The 20,299-nt window shown below is 46.8% G+C and carries 19 protein-coding genes; 18 read left to right on the forward strand and 1 reads right to left on the reverse strand.

Annotated features, from left to right (window positions below; all coding sequences use genetic code 11):
* Window positions 1–196: 196 nt before the first annotated feature.
* From C3F13_08390 to tsaA, 18 genes are all read left to right on the forward strand, one after another.
* Window positions 197–667: a hypothetical protein gene (locus tag C3F13_08390; GenBank protein PWB53912.1), complete on the forward strand. Its 471-nt coding sequence runs from the start codon at window positions 197–199 to the stop codon at window positions 665–667.
* 45 nt (window positions 668–712) lie between these two features.
* Window positions 713–2,215 carry a DUF2867 domain-containing protein gene (locus tag C3F13_08395; protein ID PWB53913.1) on the forward strand — a complete coding sequence of 501 codons (1,503 nt, stop codon included), beginning with the start codon at window positions 713–715 and terminating at the stop codon, window positions 2,213–2,215.
* The gene (locus C3F13_08400; GenBank protein ID PWB53914.1) at window positions 2,212–2,616 is read left to right on the forward strand and encodes a DUF2177 domain-containing protein; all 405 of its coding nucleotides are present in this window, start codon (window positions 2,212–2,214) and stop codon (window positions 2,614–2,616) included. Before C3F13_08395 ends, C3F13_08400 begins: the two co-directional genes overlap by 4 nt.
* Window positions 2,617–2,706: 90 nt before the next feature.
* Entirely contained in the window at window positions 2,707–3,471 is a 765-nt protein-coding gene (locus tag C3F13_08405) for a hypothetical protein (GenBank protein PWB53954.1), read from the forward strand.
* 401 nt (window positions 3,472–3,872) lie between these two features.
* A complete protein-coding gene (locus tag C3F13_08410; GenBank protein PWB53915.1) occupies window positions 3,873–4,487 on the forward strand; it encodes an oxidase in 615 nt (204 codons plus the stop codon).
* A gap of 540 nt (window positions 4,488–5,027) precedes the next feature.
* Window positions 5,028–5,906 (forward strand): hypothetical protein, encoded by an 879-nt coding sequence (locus tag C3F13_08415; GenBank protein PWB53955.1) that lies wholly within the window; start codon window positions 5,028–5,030, stop codon window positions 5,904–5,906.
* Window positions 5,907–6,208: 302 nt separating this feature from the next.
* A complete protein-coding gene (locus tag C3F13_08420; protein PWB53916.1) occupies window positions 6,209–7,231 on the forward strand; it encodes a hypothetical protein in 1,023 nt (340 codons plus the stop codon).
* Window positions 7,232–7,320: 89 nt separating this feature from the next.
* On the forward strand, window positions 7,321–8,031 hold the full coding sequence (locus tag C3F13_08425) for a hypothetical protein (GenBank protein PWB53917.1): 711 nt from the start codon (window positions 7,321–7,323) through the stop codon (window positions 8,029–8,031).
* A 27-nt stretch (window positions 8,032–8,058) separates the two neighbouring features.
* Window positions 8,059–9,171, forward strand: a complete 1,113-nt coding sequence (locus C3F13_08430; GenBank protein ID PWB53918.1) for a hypothetical protein — start codon at window positions 8,059–8,061, stop codon at window positions 9,169–9,171.
* A 93-nt stretch (window positions 9,172–9,264) separates the two neighbouring features.
* Entirely contained in the window at window positions 9,265–10,494 is a 1,230-nt protein-coding gene (locus C3F13_08435) for a cation:proton antiporter (GenBank protein ID PWB53919.1), read from the forward strand.
* Window positions 10,491–10,862: a hypothetical protein gene (locus C3F13_08440; protein PWB53920.1), complete on the forward strand. Its 372-nt coding sequence runs from the start codon at window positions 10,491–10,493 to the stop codon at window positions 10,860–10,862. The genes C3F13_08435 and C3F13_08440 overlap by 4 nt, the downstream gene beginning before the upstream one ends.
* A gap of 64 nt (window positions 10,863–10,926) precedes the next feature.
* A complete protein-coding gene (locus tag C3F13_08445; GenBank protein PWB53921.1) occupies window positions 10,927–11,823 on the forward strand; it encodes a hypothetical protein in 897 nt (298 codons plus the stop codon).
* 43 nt (window positions 11,824–11,866) lie between these two features.
* Complete coding sequence (locus C3F13_08450) at window positions 11,867–12,973, forward strand: NADP transhydrogenase subunit alpha (protein ID PWB53922.1); 1,107 nt, start codon at window positions 11,867–11,869, stop codon at window positions 12,971–12,973.
* A complete protein-coding gene (locus tag C3F13_08455) occupies window positions 12,973–14,001 on the forward strand; it encodes a hypothetical protein (protein ID PWB53923.1) in 1,029 nt (342 codons plus the stop codon). Before C3F13_08450 ends, C3F13_08455 begins: the two co-directional genes overlap by 1 nt.
* 12 nt (window positions 14,002–14,013) lie before the next feature.
* A complete protein-coding gene (locus C3F13_08460) occupies window positions 14,014–14,478 on the forward strand; it encodes a hypothetical protein (protein ID PWB53924.1) in 465 nt (154 codons plus the stop codon).
* Window positions 14,454–15,770, forward strand: a complete 1,317-nt coding sequence (locus tag C3F13_08465) for a citrate transporter (GenBank protein PWB53925.1) — start codon at window positions 14,454–14,456, stop codon at window positions 15,768–15,770. The genes C3F13_08460 and C3F13_08465 overlap by 25 nt, the downstream gene beginning before the upstream one ends.
* Before the next feature lie 57 nt (window positions 15,771–15,827).
* The gene (locus C3F13_08470; GenBank protein PWB53926.1) at window positions 15,828–18,491 is read left to right on the forward strand and encodes a carbonate dehydratase; all 2,664 of its coding nucleotides are present in this window, start codon (window positions 15,828–15,830) and stop codon (window positions 18,489–18,491) included.
* A gap of 132 nt (window positions 18,492–18,623) precedes the next feature.
* A complete protein-coding gene (gene tsaA, locus C3F13_08475; protein PWB53956.1) occupies window positions 18,624–19,103 on the forward strand; it encodes a tRNA (N6-threonylcarbamoyladenosine(37)-N6)-methyltransferase TrmO in 480 nt (159 codons plus the stop codon).
* Between the two features lie 236 nt (window positions 19,104–19,339).
* On the opposite strand, the gene C3F13_08480 is transcribed toward tsaA, so the two are convergent.
* The gene (locus C3F13_08480) at window positions 19,340–19,951 is read right to left on the reverse strand and encodes a histidine phosphatase family protein (protein PWB53927.1); all 612 of its coding nucleotides are present in this window, start codon (window positions 19,949–19,951) and stop codon (window positions 19,340–19,342) included.
* Between the last annotated feature and the right edge of the window lie 348 nt (window positions 19,952–20,299).

Below are 20,299 nucleotides of genomic sequence, written 5' to 3' on the forward strand. Positions count from 1 at the left end.
GTTTTAATCAATAAAGCCAATCTCTAAGGCATCAAGTCAGTAATCACCGAAAGATGATTCTTTCCATCCGGAATTCTGGTAAAGGGAATCAAGTGGGCAACATTAATTTAATATTTGACAGCGAAAAAGTAGATTTGGATGGTATTATTCTTCTGAGAATAGTATCTCTACAAAAAATCTTGGGATAGTCATAGAAATGACATTTCCTATAGTAACCGGATCCAACTTGCTCAGAGAGAAGCTGACCCTGCCTCGGGATTTCCAAGGCAGATTCAATCTTGTTTTTATCGCTTTTGAACAGTGGCAGCAGACGGAGGTAGATTCCTGGATGGCATTGGTCAGGGAAATGGAAGAGCAGGTTGACTATCTGGCTTACTATGAGCTGCCAACCATACAGACCAGGAATTCTTTATACAAGATGTTTATCAATGAAGGCATGCGAGCTGGCACCCCTAATCCAAAAACCCGTGAACGTACGATCACGCTGTATCTCGATAAAAGGGATTTTCGCTCCGCTTTGGATATGCCGGATGAAGAGCACATATACTTATTAGTTGTAGACCGCCAGGGGTATGAGTACTTCCGCACTCGCGGTCCATATACTCAGGAGGGGGACATGGCTCTACGTCAGGTACTTCTCCAACTCGCCCCAAAAGCGAAGGAATGATTGGAACGGGTCGCAAGCGATGAACCTCGTACTCAATGGCAAAGAATGGTGTCGGAGAACAACAAAGATCGTCTCATTTTGGTGACCGGCGCAACCGGGTATATTGGAGGGCGACTTGTTCCCCGGTTGTTAAAGCCAGGATACCGCGTCCGTTGCCTGGTGCGCGATCCGGCCCCCTTGCATAGATATGCCTGGCACAGTGCCGTCGAGACCGTTACAGGAGACGTGCTCCAGCCAGATACTCTTGGGCCAGCCATGCAAGGAGTATCCGCGGCTTACTACTTGATCCACAGCATGTCAGCCGGCTCTGGCTTTCACCAGCTTGACCTAGTTGCAGCCCATAATTTTGGCACGGCTGCCTGCGAGGCTGGAGTCGAGCAGCTCATCTATCTTGGTGGTCTGGCTGAAACCACATCCAATTTATCGCAACACCTGCGCTCGCGCCTGCAAACGGGTGACGCTCTGCGTAGTTCCGGTATCCCAGTAACTGAATTTCGAGCTGGAGTCATTGTGGGTTCTGGCAGCATCTCCTTTGAAATGATCCGATATCTGACCGAGCGTGTACCGGTAATGATCTGCCCACGCTGGGTCTATACGCCCACTCAACCGATTGGGATTGGGGAAGTTTTGGAATACCTGGCGACAGCGCTAGATGTGCCGGAGAGCTCTGGGCGCATTATCGAGGTCGGAGGATCTGAAATCATTACTTACGGAAAAATGATGATAGTTTATGCCGAGGTTCGGGGTCTTAAACGCTGGATGGTGCCTGTACCGGTTCTAACGCCGCGTTTATCATCCTACTGGGTCAACTTGGTCACTCCCATCTCATCAGCCCTGGCACGCCCACTCATAGAAGGATTGCGCACCGAAAGCACAGTGCACGATCCGATTGCCAGGCAGCTATTCCCCCACGTCCAGCCGGTAGATTATCGTACATCGGTAGAGCGGGCACTCACCGACTTGGAACCGGGGAAGATTGATTCCACCTGGATTGACTACCTAAGTGCCACATGGGGTGATGGAACTGCCGTAACCATGACTGTTCACGAAGGCATGATTTTGGAGTTCCACAAGCGTGTTGTCCCATCTTCTGCAGAAACTGTTTATCATACCTTCACCGGCCTGGGGGGAAAGCGTAGATGGCCTGCTATTACGTGGGTATGGAAGCTGCGCGGCTTTCTGGACCAGATATTTGGTGGAGTTGGCTTTCGGCGTGAGCGTCGCGATCCTGATGAATTGCAGGTGGGAGATGCACTTGATTTCTGGCGGGTTGAAACCCTGGAGCCGGGACATTTGTTGAGATTGCGTAGTGAGATGAAAATGCCAGGAATCGCCTGGCTAGAGTGGCATGTCACCCCTAGAGGTAAGGAAAGTGCATTGTTATTGCAAACTTCTTTCTTTGCTCCCAAGGGAATGTTGGGATGGTTGTACTGGTATGCGGTCTACCCACTTCATAAATTGATTTATAAGAAGCTCATCGATCAGATCGCAGCTCACGCAACAAGCTCAAAACTCAAAGAAGACAGTATACCCAAGGAGCTTATATAGTGCGATCCTATATCAAACTATACCTTATTACTCTGATTACATTCTTCGTGATCGATATAGTCTGGCTTGGACTTGTAGCAGGAACACTTTATCGGAGTTATCTTGGTTTCTTGTTTGCTCCCACAACCAATTGGGTCGCCGCGGTACTTTTCTACCTGCTGTTTATCCTGGGGATCCTGGTATTTGTTGTCGTGCCTGGGCTGCAAGATAGCTCACTTAAGGCAACCCTTCTCCGGGCGGTATTGTTTGGGCTGGTTACCTATGCCACTTACGACCTGACCAATCTAGCAACCGTGAAAAACTGGCCTGTACTGATCACCGTGATAGACATGGCCTGGGGAATGGTCTTGAGCGTTCTGGTAAGTTACATCAGTTTTCTAGCGGGCAAGCGGCTAAATTAATATGATAATCAGTAATAAATAAATCTCTTTATATGAGGAGGATATTAAATGGTAACCACAAGTAACGAAACAGATGGTTCAACAAGTGTAATGGAGCGCAAGTATACCGGACTGCGACGCTTCAACCTGGGAATGGGAATCCTGCACCTTATCCAGGGTATCTTTATGATCGCGGTCAGCAATGACACCACTTACCCCATCTATACTAATTTCCTGAACTTCGATATCGCTACTCGTTCACTGAAACCTAACGCTGAGCTAGTTTATGAGGTTCCGTTTGGTATCGCCGTGGCTTTTTTCCTGTTGATTTCAGCTGTAGCACACTTCTACCTGGCTACAATTGGGTACCAGCGCTATGTGAAAAATTTGAAGACGGGCATGAACTCCACTCGCTTTTATGAATATGCGCTAAGTTCTTCATTGATGATCGTATTAATCGGCATGCTAGTCGGCATCTGGGATCTTGGCGCAATTATCTTAATCTTCGCCGTGAACGCCACGATGAATCTGTTTGGCATCATGATGGAGCTGCACAACCAGCACACCGAGAAAACAAACTGGACGGCTTTTATCTATGGATGCATTGCTGGGATTGTCCCATGGATCGTGATCATGCTCTACTTCGTGGGCGCGGTCAATTCTGGGGAAGCCAAACCACCACCGTTTGTTTACACCATTGTCCCGACATTGTTTGTTTTTTTCAATATCTTCGCCATCAACATGGTTCTTCAGTATAAGAAGATCGGCCCATGGAAGGATTACCTGTTCGGGGAGCGCGTCTATATCATCCTAAGCCTGTCGGCGAAGACCGTCCTTGCCTGGCTGATCTGGGCTGGCACCCTGGCACCTGTATAGTAAAAAACCGGTTATAAGCCATTGCATGATAACGCTGATTCGAAAAGGTGAAATTATCGGTTGATAAGAGAGGGGTGGTAAGATTCGTTATGATCCACCCCTCTTGAGGCACCAGAGTGGTCTCTAAAATGTAATTTTGTCCCACTTCCAAGTAAGTTGCCGAAATGCATATTAGATGGCGCGAGGAGAAACCATGAAACGGACGGATTTTGGTGCATAATAGGTGTGTAATTCTAAATGCTAGCCTTAAAAATGACCGAATAATGGCATTGCCAGCCTGAAGCAATTGTAAACAACCAGAAATTTATTCGTCATCCTATTGTTATGGCATAATATTCACATATTTTCACATAGTAGCCATAGAACGTACCAGAGCAGGTAAACTTTATAGGAGACCCTCAATGACTACTGAAATTTCGCTGAAACGACATCATTCACCTGATAGTATTTCGGATCGATTTGCACTTGCTGTCACCAAGTTGGCGCGCTTCTTCGCAGATATTTTTTTTGCTCGTCGCTATGGTAACCGAGCGGTTGTCCTGGAAACGGTTGCTGCAGTCCCGGGCATGGTTGGAGGCGTTTTACAGCATTTGCGTGCTTTGCGTCGCATGGAAAGCGATAAAGGCTGGATCCGTACCTTGCTCGAAGAAGCCGAAAACGAGCGCATGCACTTGATGACCTTTATAAACTTCACCCAACCGACGCGGTTGGAGCGTCTGATAATTCTAGTGGCTCAGGGAATTTTCTTCAACGGATTCTTTCTACTATATTTAATATCGTCAAGAACTGCTCATCGTGTCGTGGGTTATTTTGAAGAGGAAGCAATCCATAGCTACACAGAGTACCTTAATGATATAGACAGTGGAAAAATAGCCAACGCCCCTGCACCGAAAATAGCAATTGATTATTGGAACCTGGCATTGGATTCAAGGTTGAGAGACGTGATAATTGTCGTCCGCGCAGATGAGAGCCATCACCGCGATGTAAATCATGGATTCGCTGATGAGTTATCGTGATACCAAAAAACCAAACAAGCATCACACTCGCGTACTGTGCAGCGTTATGAAACGCTGCTCAACTGTGACCGGATTATTCATGCTATAGACTCATTCATGTCTATTTCCCGTTTTCAGATTCCCTATCATTCTCAGTATATTTGATATCAACATGGCTCTACAGGGTAAGCAAATTGGTCTACGTAAGTATCGCCTCTTCGAAGAATAAGCTAGCCTGGGTGATTGGAGCCGGCACCCTGGCTCTGATTAGTCTGTTTAGGTTTTGGCTTGATTCACGTGAACCCGGCTGGATACTTAAATAATTGGCCGATTATATGGAGAGGGGTTATACGAACCGTCCTGGCCTTACTTAACTTAAGGCACCAAATTGATTACAATTTTGAGGTTTCGTCGAGCTTCATGATAAGCTGCTGTAATTCGTGTAAAAAAATGAGATAAGACCCCATGGTTTAAAGATTATTGGTGTACAAGTGGGATAAATTGATAATGTAAGCATACATACTGATTGAATCATGAGTGAAACAAACAGGTATTTATATCGTGAAATCATCTGATCGTAATGCTTTCTTCGTTCTGCCAGTTTTGATTGTGATCGGCATGTTGGTGGCGATTGCCGGTAGCCAGGGTGGCAGCCAGATCGCAGGGATTCCGGTCTTTGCCCTGCTGGTTGGCCTGACCATTCTTATCCAATGGTTGGTCTTTATCCCGTCGTACTTACGGCAAACCGAGAAGTTCTTTGACCTGACAGGCAGCCTCACGTATATTACTGTCAGCACACTGGCCCTGTTATTAAGCACCGGCTTGGATGGCAGGGCGATCCTGGTGTGGGCTCTAGTCGTGATCTGGGCGGTCCGATTGGGTACCTTCCTGTTCAGGCGCATACGAAAAGCGGGTAAGGATGATCGTTTCGATGAGATCAAACCTTCATTTATCCGTTTCCTGAACGTATGGACGATGCAAGGCTTGTGGGTTACCTTATCCATGGTAGGTGTGCTGGTCACGATTACCACAACCAATCGCAAAGAGTTGGACCTATTTGCCTTGATTGGCTTCCTGGTGTGGGTTTTCGGTTTTACGCTGGAAGTCATAGCTGATCATCAAAAAAGCCGCTTCAATGCCGACTCCAATAACAAGGGCAAGTTCATTCGCTCGGGTTTGTGGTCTCGCTCCCGCCACCCGAACTACTTTGGAGAGATCGTTTTATGGATTGGCATCATGCTCATCACACTGCCGGTTTTGCAGGGCTGGCAGTGGGTGGCCCTGATCTCTCCAATATTTGTCACCCTGCTTCTGACTCGCGTTAGTGGCATTCCACTGCTTGAAAAGAAGGCTGACCAGATATGGGGCGGCCAGGCAGATTATGAAGCCTATAAAAAACGAACGCCGGTATTGATTCCCAAGTTTAACGCGCACCGGTAGTCTCATTTCTAATTTTGATCTGTCTGCTACGATGAGCAGTTAGCTTGGCAAAGTCTGGCACCATCTTCCTGCAAGCGAAGTACTCGATCGATTGGACAGTTTAAATCTGAGCCAACCGGCTGTACCTAAATTCGCGTACTAAGGTGTATTTGGGGAAATTCATGTGAATAAATTTGGCTACCCTCAGGTTATTACAATTTCTCAAGTAAAAAAGATATTCAGCTTCAGGAGCTAGTAAAAGGGGAGTAAATCCTTTATAATATACTTTACTGAAACGTTTCAGTATTCATTAGGATTGTTAAATGCCTATCACGATTCGAGATATTGCGAAAAAAATGGGATTATCTATTGGGGCGGTTTCACGCGCCCTGGATGGTTATCCAGATATCTCCGTTGAAACACGGCAGAGGGTGATCCGAGTAGCCCATGAGATGGGGTATGTTCCAAACCAGGCTGCGCGCCATCTGAGACGGGGAAAAGCAGATGCAGTCGGGTATATTTTGCCAGCTAATACACCTCGGTTTGCCGATCCATTCTTCTCTGAATTTATTGCCGGGTTAGGTGACGAGACTGCACTACATCCTTACGATCTACTTATATCTATTGCACCACCTGGTGAAGAAGCAGAAAAACGCATGTACCAGAACTGGGTACAAAGCCGCAAGGTGGATGGTTTTATCCTGACCCATCTGCACTTGCATGATTGGCGGGTGAAGTTCCTATCAAAACAAGGGGTGCCTTATTCTACCCTGGAAAACACCCTGGATGAAGACGATTATCCACGGGTAGAGGTCAACCGGCAAGGAGGCATGTCGGAACTTATAGCGCACCTGGATAAGCACGGATTCCGCCGTATCGCCTTTGTGGGCGGGCCGTCTGAATTGAAAATTCAGGCTGACCAATATGATGGTTACCGGCAAGGCTTGGAAAGATCAGAAATACCATACGACCTCACCCTGGTCATAGGCGGAGATCTGACCAGTTCTGGTGGTTATCTCGCAACAAAACGTATGCTTTCCATTCCAGACCCACCTGATGCCATCGTCTGTATCAATGACGAAACAGCGTTCGGGGTCCTTCATGCAGCCCATGAAATGGATTTACAAATTGGTCGAGATTTAGCTGTAGCGGGATTTGATGGTGTGCAGGCTTCTAGATATACTGAGCCCCCCTTGACTACACTGGATATTCCGATTTATGACATAGCTCGCCAACTAGTAAGGATGTTAATCTCTGAAATCCATGGAATTGTTATCCCCGAACGCCGGGTGGTGTATCAGCCCAAGCTGCTGATCCGCGAATCCACCGGTGGAAATCACTCCTGATTTCCGATCAAAAAATAGAAGTCTTTTTATATAACTTACCAACTGATGTAAGCCTTAATTTTATAGGTTTACTGGAGGATTTATGGTATATGGTGGTTGGTAATATTTATCTTGAGCTATTGAATGCAATCAAACAACCTGGGTGTCCCATATGCCACCTGGGAATAATTGCTGAAGAGAATTACTTTAGCACATTGCTTCAAAATTACCTGAAAGAGCCAGGTTTACGCCAAGACTTACTCGCAAATCGTGGTTTATGCCTCAAACACTTTCGGCGATTTTTAGATTCTGGGGTTAATGATGATCTGACATTTTCATTGGTATACCACGATATTCTTCTTACTCATATCAACGATTTGCAGGCTGAGCCGAAACCTTTGCAAACAAGGAAAAAATACTTTTCCTTTCTCCATCATACCAAGAGTAAAACGACCTTATGGCTCTCAGGCAAGAAATTGACAAGTAAATCTCAACAATTATGTCCCGCTTGTGAGGAACGCAACCGAGCTGCTCGCAAAGCTCTGTCGGTCTGGATGGGGTCTTTTGATAATGAGGTAAAACGTAATGACCTAGCATCTTTTGATTATCTATGCCTGCCTCATTTACGACTGGCGAGTGAACTCATGCAGGACACGCCAACTTATCAAACATTATGCGCTAAAAGCAAATCAAAATTACAACTGTTGCGTCGTGAATTAGTCGAGTTCATAAGAGAAAACGAAAACCAACCTATGAAGAATGATGTTCAGGATATGAAAGCTACCTGGGAAGCCATCCGTAGTATTACCGCAGGAGAATAATAAGCGGAGGCACTGGTCTGGAAATTGATGGTTATCGGAGTAACAATGGCAGGTTATGAACATGCGTTATTTTTGATTTTGCTTCTAGGCTTCCTGCTTATAGGTTTGCGTGACAGGCATCAGTTTAGCCTCTACATCTTGATTGGTGGGGTATTGCTAACGTTACTCCCCCCATTCTTTAGAATCAAAATCCCGTGGGAGTTCTTGCTTGCTTTAATCCTTCCGTGGATCTTATCGCAAGGTGCCCAGAATTCGCTTCAAATCTCGTGGAAGTTTCCAATGCGAGAATTTTACCTTTGGTTATTAGCTACTCTCTGCCTTGGATTGATTGTGTATTTCGTTGGAGGATTGTTCTGGCTCAGGGCTGTCTACATGGGCATTGTCGCTGCCAGCATGTTTTGGAATCTATCTAGATCTGGAGAGACATACAGCCTATTGGAAGTTTTTGGACCACTCACATTGGTATTCCTTCTTGTCGAAACCTCACTTCCTCTGAACGAACCCACTCTATATTTTGGAACCCTATTTAGCGGTGCAGGGATTGGGATTTTTCTGGCGATTTTAGCCATAGCTATTATGAAAAAAATGCCTGTGGTGCACTTCCGATGGGTTCTACTAATTCAAGCCTACGTCACATATTGGGTAGCCTATTTGTTAAAAACATCGCCCATTGCTGCTGTATTAATTGGTGTTGTTGTTTTCATCGAGTTTTATCTCTTCCATCCAGAAGATAAAGAAACAACGATAGTGCCAACGAAGCTGGATAATAGAGTTCCGTTCTATGTCCTTCTGGGAATCTTCGTTTTCACTGCCTGGCAAACACATCAACCGATGGCACTTGTTCAGTGGGCTGAGGTAGCCCTTGGTTTGCTTGCTTGCTTGTTGATAGCGCTTCTAGGACAGCGTATTGGTGTGTCGCGCTTCGAACACTTGATCACAAATTGGCGTAATGCGTTAAAACTCTGTCTATTTCTATTTGGTTTCCTGCTGTTATGGCCGCAAGGTTCGGAAATAAATCCGGGAATCATATGGATCGCGCTCGGAATGGCAATCCTTCTACCAGTTATTTCCGCGAACTTGCTTGCTGTTTTACGTGATTTGTCGACGGAAAAGCATGTAAATTATCCGGATGAGTTGTAAGGGAGTATTCATCTTGTGTCTTGCATTATAAGGATCTTCATCATGACGAAGTTATTGACAATAGCCTTTAACTAGCTAAAAGGTGTAACAATTATGACACCCTTTTTACAGCTAGCCATCGCTTTGACGATTATTATCACAGCCGCCAAACTGGGTGGATACCTGAGCTATCGTATCGGCCAACCAGCTGTGCTCGGAGAACTGTTTGTTGGGATCATCATCGGTCCTTCGGTGCTCAATCTTTTTGAGCTACCCTATTTCACAGATGTCCACATCGAAGAAACAATAAAACACCTGGCCGAGATTGGAGTGTTGTTGCTCATGTTCCTGGCTGGCCTTGACCTTCATTTGAAAGATTTGCTCCGCTCGGGAAAGGTGGCTGGGCTATCTGGTGTGCTGGGGATGCTCTTACCCTTTGGGTTTGGAACGCTAGCCGGTCTCCTATTTTCTATGGATACTTCGCAGGCAATTTTCACCGGCTTGATCCTTTCAGCCACCAGTGTCAGCATCTCTGCTCAAACGTTGATGGAGCTGAAAGTCTTACGTAGCCGCGTAGGGGTGGGATTATTAGGGGCGGCAGTTTTCGACGATATATTGGTCTTGCTCGGACTATCGATTTTTACCGCCTTTGCCCTCCCCTCATCGGATGCTGGAATTGCTGGCATCTTGTTGATCGTATTAAGGGTCGTTCTTTTCCTTGGAATTGCGTCCCTGGTCGGCATGTATACATTTCCAAAATTAAGCCAATGGATCGGTAGCCTACCAATAAGCCAGGGCTTGATCGCATTTACATTCGTCACCATGCTTTTTTATGGATGGACGGCTGAGTCACTGGGGAATATGGCCGCGATTACCGGTGCATTCCTGGCCGGGATCTGGTTTGGTCGTACGCCGGCAAAGGATCATATTCACAATGGCATATCAACAATAGCTTATAGTATCTTTGTGCCTGTTTTTTTCGTAAATATCGGTTTATCTGCCAACGTACGCGGGCTGACCTGGGAAAGTGGATTGTTATTCCTGGTCATGCTCCTTGTTGCAGTGATCGGCAAAGTCTTAGGAGCTGGTTATGGTGCGTTTTTAGGAGGGTTATCCAGGCAAGAAGCCTTACAGCTTGGCGTCGGGATGATGTCGAGGGGTGAAGTGGGCTTAATTGTTGCTGCAGTAGGAATTGAATTAGGCTTGATTGATCAAAACATTTTTTCTGTTGTTGAGGGCTTAGTTATTGTTACAATCTTAATCACCCCCCCTCTTTTAAGATTGGTTTTCAACCAGAAAAAGGCAGACGGAACAAATATCCAACCGGGAGGATCGAAGTCATGAATTACTTGGTTGTTCTGATTGTTGATGATATTGACGATTGTCCAAAAATCCTCAGCGCCTGGGAAGAGTTAGGGGTATTGGGAATTACAATCCTTGAGAGCACTGGACTGGGGCGCATACGCCGGGCGGGACTAAGTGAAGATCTTCCACTGATGCCCAGCATACATGACTTATATCAGTTTGGCGAAATTCACCACCGCACCCTGCTCTCTGTCGTCGATAGCCAGGAATTGGTGGACAAAATGGTGACTACTGCCCAGGAGGTGATTGGTGATTTAGACGATCCCCATACCGGATTCCTGTTTGTTGTACCGGTGAGCCAATCATATGGTTTAGGAAGGCACCGAACGGACAGGACAAATGAATAAGGAGTCCAAGTAATACTGGTTTACGAACAAGATATTCACCTTCAATTATGTGGATATTAGAACATTGAAAACAACTGCTTCGAAAGTGTTGATGCCAATCATGGCTTTTCTTGATCCTGAAGAAGAAATCCTTTTTCACAGGAGATTGTTCGACTTTTTAAACACCGATGAACTCTGGTGTTTGACCAACCGGCGTTTGCTTGCATTCCGAAAGAACCTGTTGCTGGAAGCACCCCTCTTTGAGCCTGACGAGCGGGTGGTTTGCCATGAAACTGGTGAAGTGCAATTCAGCGGTAATGTGCATTTATTAACCACGCAGAGGGTGCTCATCCTTGATATTGGTGCAAAAAACTACCTCATAAAATCGATTAAATTGAGCAAGATCAAAAATGTGGACGTATGTGTGATGAGCAATCATGGCCAAAATGCCATTTCGTATGGCTTGAGAATAGTCATCGCTGACACGGATGAAGCTATTTTCATACTTCATGGGGGTGTGAATACAGGTGGTATCGATCTGCTTTCTCTGAGTCGGCAGGAACAACAAAAGATCAACGAGCGTTTCCCACGAAGATTGTGTGAGCTGGCAGGGCTGCAATTCGCCATTCCTCAGACAAGACCTGCCACAGGTGGATTTACCGTGGTTACCTTTTATAACAAGAGCGACCTGGTCTGGCCAGACAGTTGTTCATCCTGCAATAGATATGAACAAAATCTTGTTTTCGATAGGTTGATTATCAATAATCCCTGGTTATCAACGTACAGCATCGGATTTGGCCTCCTTCCGGGCATCACACATATGATCCCATATTGCCCGGAGTGCTATGAAGAACACTTTGGAGCAGATAAAGTGCATCGAGCAGTCCAAGCAGGTTGGGCTCAGTTCGATGGCGCGAGGGTTGAGCTATTATTTGAAAACAAGGCTTATGCGATGAATTTCATCCAGGTTTACAGTCATTGAATCAGGTATATCGATAAATATTTAGCCGAGGAGTGATGTAACCATGAACACAAAAATTACCGTGATGGGTGCCGGACACGGTGGCAAGGCAATGGCAGCGCATCTGGCGCTGATGGGTTTTCCTGTCACTTTGTTTAACCGTACATTTGATCATGTCGAGGTGATTAAAAAACGTGGTGGGATTGAACTCGAGTCCAGTGAACCAGGAACGAGCGGATTTGCCAAATTGAAAAAAGTCACCTCTGATGTTAATGAAGCGCTGAGCGATGCTGAAATGATCATGGTTGTGGTGCCTTCATCAGCCCATGCGGATATCGCTAAATCCATCGGGCCGCACCTAAAGGATGGGCAAATTATTGTGCTACATCCGGGTCGCACTTGTGGCGCCTTGGAATTTGAAAAAACCTTGCAAGACATGGATTGCACAGCGGATGTCATCGTTGCGGAAGCAGAAACGTTTATCTATGCATCACGTTCTGATGGACCTGCACAGGCGAGGATCTTTCGAATTAAAGAAGCTGTACCTTTGGCAGCGCTCCCAGCCAGGCGTACCGAAGAGGTGCTGAAGAAAGTCAATGAAGCGTACCCGCAATTCATTGATGGTGTGAATGTGCTACACACTGGTCTCAATAACATGGGGGCAATCTTCCACCCAGCACTTACCTTACTGAATGCCGGGTGGATCGAAGCGACTCATGGCGATTATCAGTTCTATATCGATGGGGTGACACCTTCAGTCGCCAGGATGCTTGAAGCTCTCGACCGTGAGCGTGTCACCGTAGCATCGTCATTGGGTATACGCGCCCGCACAGCAATGGAATGGTTAAAACTCGCTTACGACACTACCGGTGAAGATCTTCATGAAGCGATTCACAACCAGCCAGGCTACTACGGGATCAAAGCCCCCAGTACGTTGAGCCACCGTTATATATTTGAGGATATTCCCATGAGCCTTGTACCGATTGCCTCCCTTGGGGAGCACTATGGCGTCTCTGTGAGAGGGATGGACAGCATCATCCGGATAGCCTGCATAATTCACCACACGGATTACTGGCGACGCGGTCGCACTGTAAACAAATTGGGGATCAGTGGATTAAGTGTGAATGAACTGATTACATATGTTAATGAGGGTGTAATCGATAAAATTTGATGAAATCAAAAAGCCTGCGCACAGATTTACCTGTAATTGTCATTAATAACCTGGATCCAAAATGGTCCTCGCAGGTGATTACAGATTATGATGTTGAAACACACGAATTAATCAGGGCATTATCAGTGATCGGGCATCCTGTCATTGATATAGATATTCTATCCAATGACCTGATCTCTCCCCTAAATAGTTTTGATCCAAACGATTACATCGTCTTTAATTGGTGTGAAGAACTTCCAGGAGTCCCACACAGTGAGTATTTAGTTGCGGAAATGCTTGAGCACATGGGATATACCTTTACTGGCGCTGATTCGTCTGCATTATCGCTTGGTCAGGATAAATGCAGGGTCAAGCATTTGTTACAAAGGGAAGGGATACCCATCCCACAGTGGAATTACTATATGCCTTCTCAAGAAATTACATGGGAGTATTTTCCCGCGATTGTAAAAGCAGCTTTCGAGCATTGTAGTTATGGAATCTCACGCGAATCAGTAGTTATGACAAATACTGAGCTTTATGATCGTGTAAATTATATTTACAAAGAGTTTCAACAACCAGCAATTGTAGAGGAATTTATTGATGGCCAGGAATTCCATATAGGCGTGGTTGGGAATGGGCTATTGCACGTATTACCACCCGCAGAAATCGACTTCTCGTCCATGTCGGATATTCATGACCGACTCTGTACTTTTGAGGCAAACTATGAAAAAAACTCATTTGCCTATAGTGTGACAATGCCGTGTTTTCCGGCAAGACTAACACAAGTTCGAAAAGAAAATCTAGAAAAAATCGTAATTTCAGCATACCGCGCCACAAGCTGTCGTGATTATGCTCGCATGGATGTGCGACTAAGAGATGGCGTTTTCTATGTTCTTGATGTGAATCATAACGCCGATATAAGCTGTGGTAATAGCCTGGTGTTAGCAGCTGAGCTGGATGGATACTCCTACGGGCAATTTGGCAGTTTACTGGTAAATCTGGCTGCACAGCGACATCCATCTATCCCAGGTCAGAGATTCCATGATTAACGGAGATGTCCTATGATCATCAAAGACTGTATGAAACGTGATGTGACTACCATTTCGCCGATTATGACTATTCGGGAAGCAGCCATGCTCGTTGTTGAGCGCCACATTGGCGTTTTACCGGTTATTGATGGTCAGGGTAAGCTGGTTGGCGTAATCGGGGTCCATGATTTCCTGACCCTTGAATTACCTGATTTCGTCAACTTCATACATGATGTAGACTTCGTCCACGATTTTGGAGCGGTTGAGACCACTCGTCCGGCATCTCATTTGCTAGACAGGCCAGTTTCTTCCCTGATGCAACCAGTGATAAGCGTTGATGAAGAATGCGGTTTATTGCGTTCATATGCAATAATGCTTCAGCATCAGCTTTTAGATCTACCAGTCGTGTCAAATGACGGGAAGCTGGTTGGATTGGCGTCACGCGTAGATATCTGCGCGGCTGTTCTAGATGGATGGAAAATATCACATACAGGATAGCCATGACTGGCATCGTTCTCTCCACCCTTTTATTCCTCGCCTGCCTCGGGCTGATCTTCTCTGAGAAGATCAACCGCACGATTGTAGCCTTCGCGGGTGCGGTGCTGATGGTTGGGCTGGGCAGCGTGCTCGGTTTCTATTCTGAGACACAAGCCCTTGCCGCGATAGATTTTAAGACCCTTGGCGTATTGCTGGGCATGATGATCCTGGTTGCATTGCTAGAACCGACCGGGGTCTTCCAGTACCTGGCAGTGTGGGCCGGGCGGCTGTCGCGTGGAAAGCCCATCCGATTGCTGATCTTGCTAGGGACGGTCACAACAGTGCTTTCCATGTTTTTGGATAACGTGACTACAGTTGTGCTAATTGCGCCGGTCACGATCTTGATCAGCGAAATATTGGGGATCAGCCCCTTGCCATATCTAATGGCGGAAGCCTTGCTCTCTGATACAGGCGGCGTGGCTACGCTATTAGGTGACCCACCGAATATATTAATTGCTTCCGCTGCGGGTTTTTCATTTGTTGATTTTCTGACCCATTCTTTACCAATCGTGCTAGTTGCCTGGTTGGTTGCCCTGCTGATCATGTGCTATCTCTTTCGAAACGAGCTTGCTACATTTCCAGAGAACCCGGCGGCGATCTTCAAGCTGGATGTTTCAGAAATCCTTACCGATCGGGTGACAGCTAGGCGCGTAGTAATCGTTTTGGCAGGGGCTTTATTCGTCCTATTCTTTCAAGGCATATTGGAGATCAGTCCAGCTTTTATTGCATTATGCGCTGCAGCAATTGCACTCGTATGGGTACGTCCCGATCCATCCAAGGTGCTCAAACAGGTTGAGTGGAGCGTCCTGGTATTTTTTACTGCCCTATTCGTCATGGTAGGAGGAATCAAAGCCACAGGTGTATTGGATGCATTAGTCTCCGTCTTGAATAATGCAGGGAATGTCGCACCAGTTTTGTTTGGTGTGATTATAATCTGGCTGGTTGCAGGAATCTCAGCTGTGGTTGATAATGTGCCAGTTACAATTGCTCTGATCCCTATTATCCAGGGACTTGGCGCGTCAGGGATGAACACAGATCCATTATGGTGGGCATTGGTGTTTGGAGCAGGCTTTGGTGGTAATGGGACAATCATCGGTTCAACCGCAAATATTGTTGTTGCCAACTTATCGGAACGAACTCATACTCCGATCACTTCTTATCTGTGGAACAAACGCGGGCTGCCAGTGATGTTGGTTACCTGTCTAGTAGCCACCGTGATGTATGTAATTTTTTATGAGTGGTTCGCGCACTAACCAAGTGAAAAAGTCATGCAAACTAAAATCATTAAGGGTTTTGTAGGATGCAAATAAATGTACACAATGATAAATAATCACTGGCATCACTTACCAGGTAACGAAGTGCTTGAGATATTAGAAACAAACCCGAACAAGGGATTAGATCTTTTCGAGATCCAGCATCGTCAGAAGCATTTTGGCCTAAATGCATTGACGCCCAAAAAGCGGAAAAGCTCTCTGGCGCGTTTTTTAAGTCAATTCAACAACCCGCTGATCCTCATTTTACTCCTCGCAAGCCTTATAACGGCAGTGCTCAAAGATCCTCTGGACGCAGTAGTGATTTTCGGGGTGGTTCTTCTTAATGCTGTCATTGGCTATCTCCAAGAAGCACGTGCTGAAGAGGCGCTAACCGCACTTTCGAAAACGATGATCACTGAAGCCACGGTTATACGTACCAGCCAGGTGGTCCGTATCCCAGCAACTGAACTCGTCCCTGGTGATGTGGTTTCGCTTCAAGCGGGTATGCGGGTACCAGCAGATTTACGATTATTGACCTCACGTGATCTACAGATCACTGAGGCAGCCCTGACCGGTGAATCGGTGCCTGCCGAGAAGCATGCAGACGAAGCGATTCCGGTCGAAGCCGTCTTAGCTGAGAGGCGAAATATGGCTTATGCCTCCACCCTGGTCACGACTGGCGCAGCCAGCGGTGTTGTCGTGGCTACCGGTGATCGAACGGAGGTGGGGAGAATTTCAGAGCTGATTTCAAGCACAATTGAATTGGAAACCCCACTCACCCGCAAACTTGGGCAATTCAGCCGGGTCATATTAATAGTAATTTTGATACTGGCTGCAATTACATTTATCATCGGATTACTTAGAGGACAAGAGTGGGTAGATACCCTGATGTCAGCCATTGCTCTGGCGGTCGGAGCGATTCCCGAAGGGTTACCTGCCGCGGTGACGATCACTCTGGCACTGGGCGTTTCCAGAATGGCCAAACAACGAGCGGTTGTCCGCCATCTACCAGCCGTTGAGACACTTGGCTCAACCACGGTCATCTGCTCCGACAAGACCGGTACGCTTACCCAAAACCAGATGACGGTCCTTGAAATCCGTACCCAGGGTGGTGAGTATACCTTGAGTGGTACTGGTTACATTCCAGAGGGAGGTATTATTGGCAATTGGCGGAGTGATAAAGCTGTCCGTGAAACGCTCCAGGCAGGCTTATTGTGCAATGACAGCCAGCTGGTGGAAGTGGATGGTCGATGGGTGGTACAGGGGGATCCGACCGAAGGTGCTCTTATCGCTGCAGCCCGAAAGGGAGAGCTTTCACCTGATTTACTGGCCTACCCTGTCCGGTTGGATGCTATCCCTTTCGATTCTCAGCACCAATATATGGCTACCCTGCATACAGACGGGGTGGTATATATCAAAGGCGCGGCTGAAATCCTGTTAGAAAGATGCGCTTGGACCATGACGCCATCGGGAGAAAACAGTACCTGCGCAAGCTCCGAATTTCGAGTGGAGATGGAGGAAATGGCAGCCCGTGGCATGCGCGTACTGGCCTTTGCGCGCCTGGAATTGCCAGACAGGCAGAAAATTAGCCATGCGGATATCACCCAGCTCACATTGCTCGGTCTTCAGGGAATGATCGACCCTCCACGGCCTGAAGCCATCAGCGCAGTGCTAGCTTGTCAACAAGCGGGGATCAAGGTGAAGATGATCACAGGCGACCATGCGTTGACCGCAGCAGCAATCGGCAATCAGATCGGTTTATGCGCATCGGATTGCGACTCAGTGCTTACAGGGGCAGAACTGGTAGAAATCTCCGATATTGATCTGGTCCACAAGGCTCATCAGATAAATGTCTTCGCCCGCGTGGCACCGGAACAAAAGCTTCGGCTGGTGGAAGCCCTGCAAGCCCATGGAGATATTGTTGCCATGACAGGGGACGGTGTCAATGACGCCCCGGCGCTTAAGCAAGCCAACATCGGGATAGCCATGGGCATCACCGGCACCGATGTCGCCAAAGAAGCTGCCGACATGGTGTTGACCGATGATAATTTCGCCACCATCGAAGTAGCGGTGGAGGAAGGGCGAAGCGTTTTCGACAATCTGACCAAGTTCATTGCCTGGACACTACCCACCAACCTTGGAGAAGGGATGGTGTTATTGGCAGCGATCGTTACCGGTGCAATACTACCCATCCTGCCGATCCAGATCTTATGGATCAATATGGTCACCGCGGCACTCCTGGGTACAACACTTGCGGTGGAACCAAAAGAGCCGGATATCATGCGTCGAAAACCGCGCGATCCAGGTGCACCCATATTGACCCCCACGATTATCTGGCGTATTGTGATCGTCAGCCTGATCATTCTGGCGGGTGCATTTGGCCTGTTTGAGTATGAGATCATGCGCGGAGCTTCGATTGAACAAGCCCGCACAGTAGCTGTGAATGTTGTGATATTTGTCGAAATTCTATATTTATTCAATGCCCGGTCGCTAACGCGTTCCCCATTTCAACTGGGTTTCTTCTCGAATCCATGGGCTATTGGCGGAGCAATCTTGATGGTTTTGTTGCAGATGCTTTTCACCTATGCACCGTTTATGAACACCTTGTTTGGCAGTGCCAGCATCCCCTGGTGGTTATGGTTAGATGTCTTGGGGGTGAGTCTGGCGGCATTTGTTATTATCGAGATTGAGAAGTGGATACGACGGAAACTAGCTCGATAAGCACTTCATTCTCACTGGAAAGAGTTCTAATTGGTTGCTACGATTTAAATATATTTTCATGCATGCGATAAGCCAAGCAAAATTGATACTCAGTTGGCTGTCGCATTCTCTAAAATAAGGCTTAAAAAGTACATGGATATCAAATATCAACCCATAGGTATTATTCATAGCCCGTTTGATAGCTTGGAAGATATGCCAATCCAACCTACGAGTGACATAAGCGGATCAGGAACCGTCGAAATATTTCCCCAATTTATTGATGGCTTGAAGGATTTGGAAGGCTTCTCCCATGTCTATCTACTGTATCACTTCCACGAGATACACCAATCCCGCCTGATTGTGACTCCCTTCCTCGATAAGGAGCCGAGGGGTATCTTTGCCACCCGCGCCCCCAGCCGTCCAAATCCAATCGGTCTCTCCTTAGTTAATCTTATTCGCCTTGAAAACAACCTCATCTATGTTGACCGATTGGATGTGCTAAATGAAACCCCTCTTCTGGATATCAAGCCCTATGTACCAAATTTTGAGCACATCCAAAACATCCGGATAGGATGGCTTGACCGGGTAAAAAGACAGGTAAAAACCCAAAAATCAGACACGCGCTTTAAATGAAAACTCTCTATCCGATAGTTATTGTACCTGTAATATCTTCCCGTTCCGTGCACAGGTATACAACCATACTTCCTTCTCAGGGTTATTCGCCATGAGATTCACGTCTCTTAAATTCATCTTGAGAAAATTTGCCAACCTTTAGCAATTTTGGAATCTCCCTCATGTTCACTACTGGCAATATTGTCGGTAACGGACTAAACCCTGCACGCTTCCAGTAAGTCAAAGCAGGTGAGTTGTTAGTTGTGCAAATGACAAGTATCGTTCAGAGACACAAGCACAAAATCGCCCATTTCGGCCTCGAAGACGTTGATGGCACAGGTGTCTTGTTTGATGTACCAGAACCTATCATTACCCAGGCCTAATACGCCTAAAAGGATGATACGGTTGATAACAGTGTGTCCAACTAAGACAATGGTCTGGTCAGTATGTCGAGCAGACAGCACATTTACAGCGTGCATGCCACGGGAACGTAATTGCGGCAGTTTTTCTCCACCTGGGATAATCGCTTGATCAGGTTGGTGATACCACGCATGCAGTGCAGCTGGCCATCGGTCTCGCACCTCATCGGGGGTTAACCCTTGCCATTCGCCATAATCAATATCAACCAGGCTCGGGTGAGCTTGCACAGACAAACTTGAGTGTTTGGCAATCACTTCCGCAGTCTTCATCGCTCGTGAGAGAGGGCTGGAGTAAATTGCGCTAGGCTGCCACTCACCGCTGATACGGAGTCCAGTAGACTCAGCTTGTGCAATACCAGTCTCATTCAGCTGCACATCAGCGCGCCCACGAAAGCGCTCGATGCGGTTCCATTCTGTTTGGCCATGGCGGACTAATATAACGCGAGTCATGGGTTGCCTCCTTTTTAGATTTCATTTCAGAAAGTAATCCTTATAAGATTACCCTACTTTCTGATAATAATAATGCTTCTTTCCATTCCTATGGAAACTGCTAGACCAACAGGTAACTTCGGTATGCTCACCCCACCAGCCAGTCTGGCGTGGGAGCGAACCAGATTCTTGCTGAGGTGTTCCTCGACCTTGTGAGCTCAACCCACACCTTTTGTATAACCAAGTGCAGACACACCACACATTGTTTAGCTGCCTGTAGCGGAATTCACATATAACCCTCCCCCTGGAGTTTGCAAGTGGATTTACATGAAAATATTTCGGCGATGATACTTTCACTTGATGGCTATC

Source organism: Anaerolineales bacterium (assembly GCA_003105035.1).
GTDB lineage: Bacteria > Chloroflexota > Anaerolineae > Anaerolineales > UBA4823 > FEB-25.